15 protein-coding genes and 1 pseudogene are annotated in these 14833 nt (G+C 58.6%); 5 read left to right on the top strand and 11 right to left on the bottom strand.

All coding sequences use genetic code 11. The features are described 5' to 3' along the window. Together ACR0BF_RS19385 and ACR0BF_RS19380 are read left to right on the top strand one after the other, a co-directional pair. Positions 1 to 199, top strand: a pseudogene (locus ACR0BF_RS19385) (hypothetical protein); the annotation flags it as partial. Next, complete coding sequence (locus ACR0BF_RS19380; RefSeq protein WP_480477495.1) at positions 196 to 558, top strand: cupin domain-containing protein; 363 nt, start codon at positions 196 to 198, stop codon at positions 556 to 558. The pseudogene ACR0BF_RS19385 and the gene ACR0BF_RS19380, both read left to right, overlap by 4 nt. Positions 559 to 590: 32 nt before the next feature. Here the strand turns inward: ACR0BF_RS19380 and ACR0BF_RS19375 are convergent, their stop codons facing one another. The 6 genes from ACR0BF_RS19375 to ACR0BF_RS19350 all read right to left on the bottom strand — a co-directional run bounded on the left by ACR0BF_RS19375 (position 591) and on the right by ACR0BF_RS19350 (position 6865). Further along, entirely contained in the window at positions 591 to 1523 is a 933-nt protein-coding gene (locus tag ACR0BF_RS19375) for a hypothetical protein (RefSeq protein ID WP_480625593.1), read from the bottom strand. Between the two features lie 7 nt (positions 1524 to 1530). Further along, entirely contained in the window at positions 1531 to 2844 is a 1314-nt protein-coding gene (locus ACR0BF_RS19370) for a TRAP transporter large permease (RefSeq protein ID WP_480477491.1), read from the bottom strand. 4 nt (positions 2845 to 2848) lie between these two features. Further along, the gene (locus ACR0BF_RS19365; RefSeq protein WP_480625592.1) at positions 2849 to 3382 is read right to left on the bottom strand and encodes a TRAP transporter small permease; all 534 of its coding nucleotides are present in this window, start codon (positions 3380 to 3382) and stop codon (positions 2849 to 2851) included. Positions 3383 to 3452: 70 nt separating this feature from the next. Then, positions 3453 to 4430, bottom strand: a complete 978-nt coding sequence (locus tag ACR0BF_RS19360; protein WP_480555964.1) for a TRAP transporter substrate-binding protein — start codon at positions 4428 to 4430, stop codon at positions 3453 to 3455. Positions 4431 to 4484: 54 nt separating this feature from the next. Then, positions 4485 to 5735, bottom strand: a complete 1251-nt coding sequence (locus tag ACR0BF_RS19355; protein WP_480625591.1) for an NAD(P)/FAD-dependent oxidoreductase — start codon at positions 5733 to 5735, stop codon at positions 4485 to 4487. After that, positions 5732 to 6865, bottom strand: a complete 1134-nt coding sequence (locus tag ACR0BF_RS19350; protein WP_480625590.1) for an enolase C-terminal domain-like protein — start codon at positions 6863 to 6865, stop codon at positions 5732 to 5734. The genes ACR0BF_RS19355 and ACR0BF_RS19350 overlap by 4 nt, the downstream gene beginning before the upstream one ends. Positions 6866 to 6962: 97 nt before the next feature. On the opposite strand from ACR0BF_RS19350, the gene ACR0BF_RS19345 reads away from it, so the two are divergent. Next, positions 6963 to 7883, top strand: coding sequence for a LysR family transcriptional regulator (locus tag ACR0BF_RS19345; RefSeq protein WP_480625595.1), 921 nt, complete (start codon positions 6963 to 6965; stop codon positions 7881 to 7883). Here ACR0BF_RS19345 and ACR0BF_RS19340 read toward each other — a convergent pair. Further along, positions 7844 to 9538: a thiamine pyrophosphate-binding protein gene (locus tag ACR0BF_RS19340; protein WP_480625589.1), complete on the bottom strand. Its 1695-nt coding sequence runs from the start codon at positions 9536 to 9538 to the stop codon at positions 7844 to 7846. The genes ACR0BF_RS19345 and ACR0BF_RS19340 overlap by 40 nt on opposite strands. Positions 9539 to 9649: 111 nt before the next feature. Between ACR0BF_RS19340 and ACR0BF_RS19335 the strand changes: the two genes are divergently transcribed. Both ACR0BF_RS19335 and ACR0BF_RS19330 read left to right on the top strand, forming a co-directional pair. Beyond that, a complete protein-coding gene (locus ACR0BF_RS19335; protein ID WP_480521270.1) occupies positions 9650 to 10354 on the top strand; it encodes a GntR family transcriptional regulator in 705 nt (234 codons plus the stop codon). After that, entirely contained in the window at positions 10351 to 11061 is a 711-nt protein-coding gene (locus ACR0BF_RS19330; protein WP_480625588.1) for an aspartate/glutamate racemase family protein, read from the top strand. Before ACR0BF_RS19335 ends, ACR0BF_RS19330 begins: the two co-directional genes overlap by 4 nt. Positions 11062 to 11101: 40 nt before the next feature. Here the strand turns inward: ACR0BF_RS19330 and ACR0BF_RS19325 are convergent, their stop codons facing one another. The 4 genes from ACR0BF_RS19325 to ACR0BF_RS19310 all read right to left on the bottom strand — a co-directional run bounded on the left by ACR0BF_RS19325 (position 11102) and on the right by ACR0BF_RS19310 (position 14710). After that, positions 11102 to 11737: a nucleoside/nucleotide kinase family protein gene (locus ACR0BF_RS19325; protein WP_480625587.1), complete on the bottom strand. Its 636-nt coding sequence runs from the start codon at positions 11735 to 11737 to the stop codon at positions 11102 to 11104. Next, the gene (locus tag ACR0BF_RS19320) at positions 11734 to 12510 is read right to left on the bottom strand and encodes an ATP-binding cassette domain-containing protein (RefSeq protein ID WP_209508215.1); all 777 of its coding nucleotides are present in this window, start codon (positions 12508 to 12510) and stop codon (positions 11734 to 11736) included. Before ACR0BF_RS19320 ends, ACR0BF_RS19325 begins: the two co-directional genes overlap by 4 nt. Then, positions 12510 to 13583 carry an ABC transporter permease gene (locus tag ACR0BF_RS19315; RefSeq protein WP_209508213.1) on the bottom strand — a complete coding sequence of 358 codons (1074 nt, stop codon included), beginning with the start codon at positions 13581 to 13583 and terminating at the stop codon, positions 12510 to 12512. The genes ACR0BF_RS19320 and ACR0BF_RS19315 overlap by 1 nt, the downstream gene beginning before the upstream one ends. A 107-nt stretch (positions 13584 to 13690) precedes the next feature. Continuing rightward, entirely contained in the window at positions 13691 to 14710 is a 1020-nt protein-coding gene (locus tag ACR0BF_RS19310; protein ID WP_480477469.1) for a substrate-binding domain-containing protein, read from the bottom strand. Positions 14711 to 14833: the final 123 nt, after the last annotated feature.

The following is a 14833-nucleotide window of genomic DNA, read 5'->3' as shown; positions in this document are numbered from 1 at the left end:
GCTTAACCCCAGGACGAGGCCGGAGCACATGACCCTGACACCCGTCGAGCTGTTGCGGCAAAACGCTCCGGCCACCCGTCCCATAATCGCCCTCAGCGAAGGCAACGACCCTCGCATCACCAAAGGGGCCCTCAACGCACAGAGGGGAGGGTCGTGCTGCTTTGAAACACACGCTCAGCAGGAAGGTATGATGTCATGACACCCCAGGTCCTCAATCTCTTCGGTGCGCCCGCAACAAGCAGCGAACGGCGCCTGGCCGATCTTCCGGACCGCGTTGTCGAAGGCGATCCGCATCACCAGATCGGGGTGCATTTTACCAGTCCGGACGGCAAGTTGTCTGCGGGCACATGGACCTCGACGCCCGGAAAATGGCATGCGTTCACGGACAAGGACGAATATTGCTATATTGTCAAAGGCCATTGCGCTTTGATCCACGAAGACGGCAACCGTCAGGATTTTCGCGACGGGGCGAGTTTTCTGATCCCGAATGGGTTTCGCGGCTATTGGGAAGTCATTGAGGAAACGACGAAGCACTTTGTGATCCGGGATTGCACCTAAGACCCACTAGGTGATCTGAAGCGCAGAAGCCGTTACGCGGGAAGGTGGTTCTTGCGGTAAAGGCGTCGCATGATCATGGGCGTCAGGTACATCGGGATCTGATACGCGCCGATGAATGCCATGATCGGGGCGGTGACATCAGGTGGCAGGGCAACAAAGAAAATGGCGATGTTCCGGTTTCCCGCGATGATCGATATCGCGGTAGATTTGTCTGCGGGCAGCCGGTTTCGGCTCAGGTGAAATGCAACGGCTTGTGCCCCGAAATTGGCCAGACAGGCGAGCGCGATCCAGAAGGCTGCAATGGCGGGATTGTTCAGGGCCGTGGCGCTGACCGATGGCATCAGCCCGATGACAAAGACGGCCAGGGTGAGCGTTCCCAACCCTTCGAGATTCAGCAGCGTCGCGGGTGAAGGTGCGCGCAGAACTGTGCGCCGTATGACGATGGCGGCACCGGTTGCAGTTACGATGGTCAGCAGCAAGTGCAACCCGGCCCGCAAGACAGATTGAATATCCCCCAGTTCAGGCATGAGCAGAAATACCGGCAACGCGGTCAGCGGCAACAGCGCCGTACCCACAACCATCAGCCGCATCGCGTGTTCAGGCGGATGACCCATCATCAGGCACATATTTGGACTGCCTGAAATGGACGGGGCCGCCGCCATGATCAGCAGGGACAAAAGGACAGGCGTTCCAGTCCATCCGCCCGCGAACCCGATGGCCAGCACGATCAGCGGCATAAGGAATTGAAACCCGATGACCGTGAATGCGACCTTTTGCAGATCGCTCAGCGACCCGAGAATGGTTTCAGGGTTCATCCTGAGGACTGTGACGAACAGCAACAACACGACCAGTGGCGGCAGCAGGATTCGCATCGGCTCGGCCAGGGACGGCAGCAGAAGGCCAGCCGCCAACCCAGCGATCAGTACATGAGGGCCATGACGCGCCGCCAGATGTAACGGGTTCAAGGCTGTTCTACCCACCCGGGCCTTGGCGCAGATTTTCCGGCAGCCAGGTCGCCAGATCCGGGAACCAGATGAGGATGAAAACCATCAATACCATGATCAGGAACATCGGGATCGCTGCACGCGCGATATAGCTCATCTCGTGGTTTGTCATGCCCTGCATCACGAACAGGTTGAATCCGATCGGCGGTGTGATCTGTGCCATCTCGACAACAACCACGATGAAGATGCCGAACCAGATAAGGTCGATCCCGGCGTCACGGATCATCGGTTCAACCACGGCCATCGTCAACACGACCGAGGATATCCCGTCCAGAAAGCATCCCAGAATGATGTAGAATACCAGCAATACCATCAACAGCTCGAACCGTGTCAGGTCCCATCCGGCGATCAGGTCGGCAAGTCCGCGCGGCAGGCCGGTGAACCCCATCGACAGCGACAAAAAGGCCGCCCCCGCAAGGATCAGGGCGATCATCGCACTGGTGCGCGTGGCCCCCATCAGGCTTTCGGTAAAGGTCTTCCAGGTCAGCGACCCTTGACCGGCGGCCAGCAAAAGCCCGCCAATCACGCCGAAAGCGGCGGCTTCGGTCGCGGTAGCATAGCCCAGATACATCGATCCGATGACAACGGTGATCAGCAGGATCACAGGCAGCAGAAAGCGTGAGTTTTTGACTTTCTCAGAAAAGCTCAGCTTGCTTTCGTCGTTCGGGTTCCAGTCCTTACCCAGCTTGGAATACAGCGCGACATATCCCATGAACATCGCCGCAAGAACAAGGCCGGGGAGGATACCGGCGAAGAACAGCTTGGTGATCGATTCATTGATCGTCACCCCGTACACGATCAGGGTCAGCGAGGGCGGGATCATCAGCCCCAATGTTGCGGCACCGGTCAATGTTCCGATGATCATCCGCTCGGGGTAATTGCGCTTGCGCAACTCGGGGATCGACATTTTTCCGACGGTCGTCAGGGTTGCCGCCGACGAACCCGAGACAGCGGCAAAGACAGTACATCCAACGATATTCGTATGCACCAGACCACCGGGCAGGGGGGCCATCCAGGGCGACAACCCCTTGAACATGTCCTCGGACAATCGCGTTCGGTACAGGATCTCGCCCATCCAGATGAACATCGGCAGGGCGGTCAGGGTCCACGAGGACGATGCTGACCAGATGGTCGTGATCATGACATCGCCCACGGGGCGTGTCGTGAACAGCTCCATCCCGACCCAGGCAACACCCATCAGGGCCAGTCCGACCCACACACCGGTGCCTAACAGGGTAAAAAGCACAAAGAGGAAGAGGATGATAACAGCCAGGTTTTCCATGCGCTTACTCTCCGTGGCTCTGATCGGCCAGATCGCGGGCGATGCGGTGTTCACCGCGGAACAGGACGTGGATCAGGTGATCCGTCAGGGCGATGGCAAGGATCACGGCACCGATCAGCATCGCGGATTGAGGGATCCAAAGAGCGGTTCTATCCTGTCCTTGACTGACATCGTTGAACTTCCAGCTCCAGTAGACAAAGCGATAGGCATACCAGCAGAAATACCACATGACGGCGGTAGCGATTCCAAAGCACCAGACTTCAAGAATGCGCCGAACCCCGTCCGGCACTGCGTTCAGCAGGATCGATACACGGATGTGGCTGCCCCGGTTCAGCGCGTTGGCAAACGCCAGAAAAGAGGCGGCAGCCATCGCATAACCGGCATAGTCCGGTGCGCCGGGAAACACTTCGCCGGTCCAGCGGGCCAGCATCTGCACCACGATCAGCAGCAATATGGCAATCAGGCTGATCGCCGCCAGAACCCCTGCTGCCAGATAAATGAAATCCAATACGGACCGAAGCCCTCGCAAAACTGCCATGCCGTCCCCGCTGTGTTCTGATTGGATTTGAAACGGGCGGCAGGATATGCCGCCGCCCGTCCGGTAAGGATCACTGAGACGCGTGGAACGCGTCGACGATGGCCTTGCCTTGGTCCCCGGCGGCCTCTAGCCATTCATTGGTCATGGTCACACCGATTTCTTTCAATTCCTTCACCATCTGATCCGATGCCGGGCCAACGGTCATGCCGCCATCCCGCAGGCCTTGCAAGGTAAAGCCGGTGTATTCCTTGGCACGCCAGTTCCCGGCATATTCCGCCAGCTCAGCACAGCCTTTGATGACGTTCTTGTTGGCATCGGATACACCAGACCAGACGTCGGAATTGACCATCACGTAGTTGCGCGGCAGCCAGGCGTCGACCTCGTAGAAATAGTTCAGGCTTTCCCAAACCTTGCGGTCATACCCGGTCGAACCCGACGATATCATCGAATCCGCCACGCCCGTTGCAAAAGCCTGACTGATTTCAGCCGCTTCGATGGTAACCGGCAGCATCCCGGTCAACTCGGCCAGCCGTGAAGTGGCGTTGTTGTACGAGCGGAACTTGATGCCCTTCATCTCGGCGACCGAGTTTACCTCATTTTTGAAATACAGACCTTGCGGAGGCCACGGTACCGCATAAAGCAGCGTCAGGTTTTGCTCGGCCAGCAGGTTTTCGATCGAAGGTTTGGCCGCTTCCCAAAGCTTTGCGCTGTCGTCGAATGAGGTCGCAAGAAACGGGATGGAATCAAACCCGAACAATGCGTTTTCGTTCTGATGCCCGGACAACAACCGCTCACCAATCGGGGCCTGCCCTGTCTGGATTGCGCGTTTGATGTCGCCGCCCTTGAACAGCGAGCCGGACGGGTGCGTGACGATTTCAATCTCACCGCCGGTGCCGGTGGTGACGCATTTGGCAAATTCCGCGCCCGTGGCCGAGTGGAAGTTTGAGGCCGCATAGGCCATCGGCATGTCCCATTTTTCGGCCATGGCGGGTGCCGCGGCGGTGGCGGTCAGCGCAGTTGCCGCCAGAAGGTTCGTCAATTTCTTCATCATTCTTCTCCCTGTTGAATTTGGAAACACCGGCGTTTCTCACCGGTTTGTTTGTTACTTCGCGTATCGTGACGGCGCGTAGACGCTCATGTCGACATTTGGCGTTCTGCCTGCAATCATCTGCGCCAGAAGGCGCCCGGTTTTCGGCCCGCCTGTCAGGCCGATATGGTGATGCCCGAAGCCCATATAGGCCCCTTTGATACCGGGCACTTCGCCAATAACCGGGATCGAGTCAGCCGGGGCGGGCCTGTGCCCCATCCATTCCACTTCCTCCTTCCATGTCACGCCCGGGAACGCCGCCCGGGCATTTTTGCGCATCAACTCGAACGGCGCGCGCGAGGGCGGCGCATCCAGCCCTCCGAACTCGACAATGCCCGCCAAGCGTATGCGCCCATCCATCGGTGTCGCAACGAACTTGCCCGAGACAACCATAACCGGGCTGCGCGGCATCGCGGAAGGCTTTACCAATTCAAGATGATAACCACGTTCGCTTTCAAGAGGAACAGAAACTCCCAAGCGCTTTGCCAATGGACCCGACCAGATCCCGGCCGTGACGACGGCTGCGTCACAAGCAATGGTCTCGCCACCGGCCCGAACCCCTGTGACATGCCCGTTTTTCCGAACTACGTCTTCGACGTTTGCACGTATGATACGACCTCCATTCGCCTCAACATGCGCGGCAAGGTCTTTCACGTACCGGCCGGGGTCGGTGATGTGGCCATGATCCGAAAGCCGGGCGGCAAACCCGATGCCCTGACTGTAAACCGGGTCATATTCATGGAAGGCGTGACCTTCCAATTCGTCCCACTGAAACCCGTTCCTGCGCCGGATATCCCAACCAAATGCATCTTCCTCAAAATGTGCGCGATCTCTGTAAAGAAACAGGTAATCTGACGGAACCAGCCACTTTTCCGCCCCCGTTCCGGCCGCCAGCGCCTTGTGATCATTCAGACTGTCGCCAACGATGGATGTCAGTGCTGCGGCGATCCTCTCGACGTCGGCGGCGTTTGCATGGCGGAGATATTTCCAGAGCCACGGAAGAAGCTTGGGCAAATACCCCCATTTCAGGAACAACGGTTGCGAGGGGCTCATCAGCATCTTCGGTGCTTTTCCCAACAATCCGGGGACTGTTACCGGTACGATCGAACACGAGGCCAATACCCCGCCATTCCCGTGCGAGGTACCTTCGGCAGGGCCTGCCTTGTCGATCAGGATCACATTGTGACCATCCCGCTGCAGCCAAACCGCAGTCGAAACGCCGACAATTCCGGCCCCTATGATGGCTATGGTTTTCTTTTCCGTCATTCTGTCACCGCCTTGGCAACCGCATAATGATTCAGTTTGGTCAGATCGGGTCTTCCGCCAAGTCCGGGGCCTTGAGGCACGCAAACCTGACCGTCCTTGACCTGAAATGGCTGCTCCAGAATGTCCTCTTTCAGGAAATAGGACGCCTGATAGAATTCGCAGCCCAGAGAGATTTCCGGTGTCGCGGCAATCATGTGCGTGCCTGCCAAATGGGCCAGTCCAGCCTCGAACATATCGCCACCATAGGCCGACAGGCCATGGGCCGCAGCGATGCGCGCAACCGTCTGCCCGCGGGTCGGGCCGCCTGACTTCATGATCTTCACCGAAACCCCGTCGCAGATCCCTTCGCGTGCCGCGCGCTCCATGTCTTCGGGGCCAAAGACGCTTTCGTCGGCCAGAAGGGGAACATCCGTCATCTGCCGCAGCTTTGCCATCATGCCAAACTGATGGGCGCGGACAGGTTGTTCAATGAAATCCGGTTTGAACTGAGCGACGTCCCGCACCTGCGATGGCGCATCATCAATGCTGAGCCCTTGATTATAGTCCACGCGGACCGAGAGCTCCGGGTAGTTCTGGGCAAGGTACTCCAGCCGCATGATGTCGAAGGCGTGATCCTTGAACCCGGTCTTGAGTTTGACAATCCGAACACCATCCTCACGCAGGCGTGCCAATAGTTCGATGTCCTGGGCAAAGTCGGGATTTGCGATGGAACAACTCAGCGGAATGCTGTCGCGGAAGCGACCACCCAACAAGGACCAGACCGGAACACCGCTGATCCGGCCTGACAGATCCAACAGCGCGGTTTCCAGCGCGGCCTTGGCTTCGGTGCAATGTGCTACCGCGTAAGCCGCACGTGCCATGATTGCGGCCCGATCCCCAACGCATGCCCCAAGAACGTGAGGGCGCAGATAACGGTTCAGCGCCGCAAAACTCGCTTCGGGTGTTCCGGTGAATACCGACCAGGGCGACGCCTCGCCATACCCTTGGGTGCCATCCTCGGATGTCAGGCGCAGGATGACGACTTCGCAAACGCCTTCAACCGATCCGATGCCGTGATCCCGACGGGATGTGACCGGCAGTTCAAGGTGCCACAGGTCATAGCCGATGATTTTCTGTGCCAGATTGCTCATTTCGCCCCCTGTCGATGGGGAAAGCCTGCCTTGACCGGACTATCATTTCAAATACTATATTTTCGTAAGTTCATCAGAAAAAGTGATGAGATTATCGTTGTCCCTGCGCTTTCGCCAACTTCAGGCTTTTCATGCCATAATGGAAACCGGAACTGTGACCGGCGCGGCCTCGGTTCTTGGGATATCGCAACCCGGCATCAGCAACCTTCTGGCACAGCTTGAACGCGAAGCGCGTCTGCCTCTGTTCGAACGGACAAAAGGCCGATTGCTGCCAACACCTGAGGCCGAGATGCTATTTCGTGAGGTCGACACGGTCGTGCGTGGGCTGGACCACGTGGCGCAGGCCGTAACCGATCTGCAGAACAAACATCCCGGACAGTTGCAGGTTGCCGCGCCGCACCTGTTGTCCTTTGGTTTTATGCCCCGCGAGATCGCGCGGTTTGCCAAAACGCGCCCGAACCTGTCTGTCAGCTTTCAGTCGCAATATTCGTCCAAGATTCAGGAATGGGTCATCTCGGGCCTGTTTGAAATCGGTATCATCGAGATGCCCATTCTGCATGACACACTGAACTATCAGGAGTTTCAGTTTGAAACGCTCGCGACTTTTCCTGAGGGCAGTCCCTTGGCCGAGCACGACGTACTGACGCCAGAGATTTTGGAAAACGAACCCTTCATCGTGATGGGGCCGGAACACCAGACCCATCGCCGGACTCGCGACATCTTTCAGGCATCCGGCCACACATGGCGTACCCAGATACACACCCATCTGTCCGAAAACCTGCTGAGCTTTGTAAAACAGGGTATGGGGGTCGCGATGATCGACCCCTTTACTGTGACCTTTGACGACGAGAGCGGGTATCAGACCCGCCCATTTGCGCCGCCAGTCATGCTGGATCTCGCGATCATCACGGCCAAGGGCCGCCCTTTGTCCACGATTGCCCAGGAATTTCTGGCCCAGTTGACCCCGTCAATTGCCGCTTACGCGACCCATTCCGAGACCGGCGCGGCCGCTTCGTGAAGCGGCTGTGAGTGAATGTCGACAAGTGTTGGGCCGTCATGCTCAATCGCCTGTTTCAGCACGCGCGGCAGATCCTCGGGGTCTTTGACGGTCCAGGATTTGACGCCAAAGGCGGCCGCAACAGCGGCGTGGTCTGTCCGGTTGAAATCAACATTGTAATAGCGCTGACCAAATCCCGCTTTCTGGCCAGCCTTGATCCATCCGAAGACTGAGTTCGAGAAGACGATCGAAGTGATTGGCATATTGTGCCGGACCATCGTTTCAAACTCGCCGCAGGTGAACCCGAACGAGCCATCGCCCATGACCGACAGGGTTTTAACCGATGGCCGCCCGACATGTGCCCCCATGGCCGCGCCCAGCGAATATCCCAGCGCCCCATGTGCCCGGTTGGTGATGAAATGGCGCCCCGGTTTCCGCCAGCGGTAATATGCGCTGAAATAGGGGCAGGGGGTGCCGGGGTCGGCGACGACAATCGCGTCGTCATCCAGAATGTCCATCAGGGACGCCATGACGGCCTCGGGCCGGATCGGTGTCTCGCGACTTGCGGCCAGCGGGGCGAACGCGGTCCTCTTGGCCTCCCAAGCGGCGCGGGCTTTGGCTGCTCCGCCTTGGCTGGTCAGGTCCTGCCGGTTTTCCAGTGCCAGCGCCAAAGCCTCCAGCGCCAGACGGGCATCAGCGCAGATAGCCACTTCGGTCTGGTAATTGGCGCCGATCACCATCGGATCGCTGTCGATATGGATGATCGTGGTGCTGCGCCCGGGGCTTCGCCACCGTTCCGTTGTGACCGAACCGGCGCGGCAGCCAATGAACAAAACGACATCGGCCTGATCCACGACTGCGCGGGTTGCCGGGATGCCCCCGTTCGACCCGACAACGCCCAGGGCAAGCGGGTCGGTCTCGGCAATGGACCCCTGACCCGACACGGTCGTGGCCACGGGCATGTCCAGCAGGCCTGCAACCCGGCGCAGCGCATCGGTCGCCCGGGACAAAACCGGCCCGCCACCACAGACCGCAACCGCGGATTTGGCCCCTGCAAGAATGGCAGCCGCTGCTTCGATGGCGTCCGGGTCAGGTGCGGCCCGTTCAGCGGGATAGCTGCGGTGCCTGTCATCCGCCCAGATTTCAGCCTCGTCTACCTGCCCCTTCTGCGTGTCAAACGGCAGCGCCAGATGCGTCGCACCGGGCGTGCCGGTCGTCATCGCCCTGAAGGCGGCCCGAACCATGGCCGGAAGCCGCGCTGCGTCGTCGAGGGATGTGTTCCATTTGGCCAGAGGCCGGAACAGCGCAGGCTGATCCAGTTCGGTCAACGGGTATTTACCGCGGCTGGTCGTCGCCACATCCGACGTGATTGCCAATATCGGAACCGAGCTTTCGTTGGCCTCGACCACTCCGGGCAAGATATAGGTCGCACCACCGCCGGACGGGCCCTCGCACACGCCGGGCTTGCCGGTGACGCGGGCATAGCCATCCGCCATATAGGCCGCGTGCCTCTCGTCCCGTGTCAGGATGTGCTGAATGCCGTGATCCATCCGGGCAAGGGCATCATAAAAGGGTAAAGTGGTATCGCCGCACAGGCCAAACATATGCGTCACACCATGCGCTTCAAGCATACGCACCATAGCTTCGGCTCCGGTCAGAAAATTTGTCCCTGTCATGGTCGCGAGTCCCTTGTGTCAAATCTGTACTCAGATCTGTATACAGTTTTGTATATTGATTTCAAGCTCAACGTGTGGCACCTGTGATTCAAACAAAGAAGGGCAGGGGTAATGGCTGGTCCGCGCGTCGATGATATCTATGATCAGGTCAAGGCGATGGCGGTTTCGTTTCGCCTGCGCCCCGGCGACCGCCTGAACGAAGTGGCGTTGTCCAGGGATCTGGGCGTCAGCCGCACCCCGCTGCGCGAGGCGTTGAACCGTCTGGTCGCCGAACGGCTTTTCGACTTCCGCCCCGGACAAGGCTTTTTCTGCCGCCCGCTGGATGCGCAAAGCGTGTTCGACCTGTTCGAACTGCGCCAGATCATCGAAACAGCGGCGGCGCGCGCGGCCTGTGCCAAGGCATCGGACGAAGACCTGCAGTTGCTGCGGGATGAGCTTTACGCAACGGGCATCGACATCACCGGTCTGACTGTTGAAGAAGCCGTCAACCGGGATGAGGCGTTTCATCTGGGTATCGCGAAGCTGTCTGGAAACATGGAACTGTTGCAAACCCTGACGCGGATCAACGACCGTATTCGCTATATCCGTTGGATATCCATGAGCCTCGACAGGGTGCAACGCTCAAAGGACGAACACAAACGCGTCATGCAGGCTTTGATGGACCGAAACGCGGATGAGGCCGCTCGGGTTCTAGGTGCACATATCTCCAAGCGTATGGATCAGGTGCAGGATGCCGTGCGTCACGGGATTTCGAACATCTACATGGAAGGGTCGGACGATATCTCGGCCCGCATTATTGAGGAGGTTGAGGGATGATCGCGCAGGGCGGAAAATCCATCTACGGCGCGTCTGTCGGCATTCTGATGCTGGATGCCCGCTTTCCCCGCATTCCCGGCGATATGGGCAACGCGCAGACCTGGCCCTTTCCGGTTCACTACCGCATTGTTCGCGATGCCTCGCCGGATCGGGTGGTCCGGCGCAAAGCCGAAGGCATGCTCGACGTGTTCATCAACGCGGCGCAGGAGCTTCTCAAAGATGGTGTCGACGGGATTACCACCAATTGCGGGTTTCTGTCCCTGTTCCAAAAAGAACTGGCCCAGGCTGTGCCTGTTCCGGTGGCCACATCGTCCCTGATGCAGGTTGAAATGGTCAACCGTATCCTGCCAGCGGGAAAACGCGCCGGGGTTCTGACCATATCAGCCTCTACTCTGACCCAAGATCACTTGCTGGCCGCCAATGTTCCATTGGACACACCCATCGGCACAACCGAAGGCGGGGCGGAGTTCACCCGCGCGATCCTTGGAAATGAGCTTGGCCTTGATGTGGAAAAGGCCCGCAAAGACAATGTAGAAGCCGCCATGGCCCTGACATCGGAACACCCCGATCTTGGCGCGATCGTGCTGGAATGCACGAATATGTGCCCCTACGCGCCCGATATTCAGCGCGCCACAGGGCTGCCCGTGTTTTCTATCGTATCTTTTGTGACATGGTTTCAGGCCGGTCTTGTGCCGCCCACCTACTAGACAGGAGACACGGGCGGGCTGCCAGACCCGCCCTCATCCGTCACAGGTTCAGGTCGCCTTGTACCGAGTTCCGGATCACCCGCTCGGCATTCGGAATGTCGTTTGAAAGCGCCCGCTCGCTTGCGGCCTGTTTGTCCAGCCCAAACCCAACCCAACGGTCGGTGAGCCGGGATTCCAGTGTTGCCAGATCGACGCCCAGAAACACCTTGAGCGCCCATAGGGGATGAAGGCCTGACCAGCACGGTTCATCCAGCAAAAGGTAATTGCCTTCAACCAGAACGACCCGCTGATTGGGAGAGATCATTGATCGGGCAGCGATTGCCAGATCAAGCTTTCGGTCGAAGCCCGGAATTGCAACTTCATCTTCGGTGCGCAAACGCACAAGCAAGGCATGAAACCCGGCAATATCGAAGGTTTCCGGCGCGCCCTTGCGGGGGAAAAGCCCGCGTTCCTTCAGGATCGCGTTGTCAAAGTGAAAACCGTCCATTGGAACGAGCCCGGCTGACACGCCGCGCCGGTTCAGCTTTGTCGTGGCAAGGCTGGCAATGGTGCTTTTCCCGGATCCGGGAGGCCCGGCAATCGCGACAAGTTGCCGGTGTCGGGCCGACGGCAGCGCCTCAACGGCGTCGACGATACGGTCGGCCAGAACGTCAGGGGCGGTGCCGCCACCGGTCATGCGGCCTGATCCTCGGGCGGTGCTTCCTTAGCCCCGGTCATAAACGCCACGGCGTCGGACATCGAATAGTCTTTGGGGTCAATCACACACAGGCGTTTTCCCAGCCGGTGCACGTGAATTCGGTCTGCGACTTCGAAAACATGGGGCATGTTGTGGCTGATCAGGATGATTGGGATGCCACGCGATTTCACATCCTGGATCAGTTCAAGGACCCTGCGGCTTTCTTTGACGCCCAGTGCTGCTGTCGGTTCGTCCAGAATAATGACCTTGGACCCGAACGCCGCCGCGCGTGCCACGGCGACCCCCTGACGTTGTCCACCCGACAGGGTTTCGACCGCCTGATTGATGTTCTGGATCGTCATCAGACCCAGTTCGCTCAGCTTTTCGCGGGCGAATTTTTCCATCGCCGGACGGTCAAGCATGCGAAGCCACGACCCGAGCGGTCCTTTGCGCCGAATTTCCCGCCCCATGAACATATTGTCCGCAATCGACAGGGCAGGGGACATGGCAAGCGTCTGGTACACGGTTTCAATACCGGCTTCACGCGCGTCGATCGGGGAATGGAAATTCACCTTTTGACCTTCCAGCCAGACCTCGCCTTCGTCCGGCGCCACCGCGCCCGACACAGCCTTGATCAGCGTCGACTTGCCCGCGCCATTGTCGCCGATCACCGCCAGAATCTCACCCGGCATCAGATCGAAGTCGCAGTGATCCAGCGCAGTCACCTTGCCATAGCGTTTCACAAGGTTCCGTCCTTTGAGAATGGGTTCCATCAGGCTGCCACCTTTCTGATCCACTGGTCGACCGCGACCGCTGCGATGATAAGGATGCCAATCAGCAGGAACGTCCATTGTGCATCCGCGCCCAACAACCGCAGCCCAAGCGTAAAGACGCCCACGATCAGGGCACCGAACAGGGACCCCAGAATAGACCCGCGACCGCCAAACAGAGATATCCCCCCGATCACGACCGCCGTGATGCTTTCAATGTTGGCCAGCTGCCCCGAGGTTGGCGAAACCGACCCGATCCTACCAATCAGGGCCCAGCCCGCAAAGGCGCAGATCAGGCCGGACAGCATGTACACGGATATCAGCGTGCGGTGTACGTTGACACCGGACAGCTCTGCCGCTTCGGGGTCATCCCCGACGGCATAGACATGCCTGCCCCAGGCCGTGTGCCGCAGCGCGTATGCAAGGACGAGGATCAGCGCCAGCATGAAGACCACCCCGACGGTAAACACCGCCCCGCCCACGTTAAACTTGGCACCAAACAGTTGCAGGATGGCGGCGTGTTCCTCGATCTCCTGCGACCGGATCGTTTCGTTTTGTGAATAAAGAAAATTCGCCGCAAGAACGATCTGCCACATGCCAAGGGTGACGATGAAAGGCGGCAGCTTGATGCGACTGACCAGAAACCCGTTCAAGGCCCCGATTGCCGAGCCAACAGCAAGGCCGCACACAATCGCAACCGAAGGCGGCATTCCATAGCGGAAGGTAAACTGCCCCATCACAACCGACGACATCACCATGATGGCCCCAACACTCAGGTCGATGCCTGCGGTCAGGATCACAAGGCTTTGTGCCGCGGCCACAATCCCGACGATCTGAACCTGCTGAAGGATCAATGTCAGCGCAAAGGGCGAAAAGAACTTGGGGCCTAATAAGACACCAAAGATGACGATGGCAGCGACAAGGACAATCAGCGGGACCAGCGACGGGTTCACATGCAGAAAATGCTGAACCGTCCCGACAAATCCGCGTTGGTGATCGTCAAACTCGGCGACTTGCTCCGGGCTGCCTTTTGCGGCGGTTTCGAAATCGTCAGCTTGTCGTGAAGAATCGGACATAGAACTTCCCCCAAAGCGTCAGGTTTATGACGACTTTAGCAAGGTTTCAGGCGTGTGGGTGGTTTTGATAAGTGGAAGGCCGCGCAGCGGCCTTCCAAACATTCAGCTTAACCCCAGCAGAGGTCCATGCCTTCCTGAACCGAGATGGACTCGACGCCGTCGGCGGCCTTATCCGTCACAAGCGCCACGCCGGTGTCAAAAAAGTCCTTACCGGGTGTGTTCTCGGGCTTCACGCCTTCGTCCGCCCATTTTTTGACGGCCTCAACGCCCAGCGATGCCATCAGCAGCGGGTATTGCTGTGATGTTGCACCGATGACGCCGTCCGCCACGTTCTGCACGCCAGGGCAGCCGCCATCGACGGAAACGATCAACACGTCATTTTCGCGCCCGATAGCCTTAAGCGCTTCATAAGCGCCCGCTGCCGCCGGTTCGTTGATGGTGTGCACCACGTTGATCGTCGGGTCTTTGGCCAGCAGGTTCTCCATGGCGCGACGACCGCCTTCTTCGTTGCCAGCGGTGACATCGCTACCAACAAGACGCGGGTCGTTTTCATCGCCAATCACGTTCGGATCGGCCAGATCAACACCGAACCCCTGCAGGAACCCCTGATTGCGAAGCACATCCACAGTGGGCTGGCTGACCGCAAGGTCCAACGTGGCGATTTTGGCGTCATTTGCCGCATCTCCCAGCGTGGCTTTTGCCCATTGTCCGATCAGAAGCCCCGCAAGGAAATTGTCCGTGGCAAAGGTCGCGTCGGCCGAGTCGATAGGCTCAAGTGGGGTGTCCAGCGCAATCACCAGCAGCCCGGCATCGCGGGCCTGCTGCACCGCTGGAACGATAGACGACGTATCCGACGCGGTCAGCAGGATACCCTTTGCGCCATCCAGAATGCAGGTTTCAATGGCCTGAACCTGAGTTTCGTGGTCTCCGTCGACTTTGCCGGCAAAGGCTTTCAGCTTCATGCCAAGCTCTTCGGCTTTAGCCGTGGCACCCTCTCTCATTTTAACAAAGAAAGGGTTGGTATCCGTCTTGGTGATCAGGCAAACGGTTTCACCTTCGGCCATTGCACTGCTTGCCATGGCCGTAACCGCCAGCGCCGTTGCGCCTGCAAGTTTCGCAAGTTTCATCGGTAGTCCTCCCAGTTTTCCCAATGCCCGTCCGGGCATACGTTTGATCGGGCGAAAACCGGCCCGATCGAACGTGAAAACCATCACAAGATTCGAATTTCGAGTCAATAAATAAATCACTCT

Source organism: Ruegeria sp. AG7 (assembly GCF_056541545.1).
The sequence above is the reverse complement of the archived record's forward strand: the minus strand, read 5'-3'. Positions and strand labels throughout refer to the sequence as shown.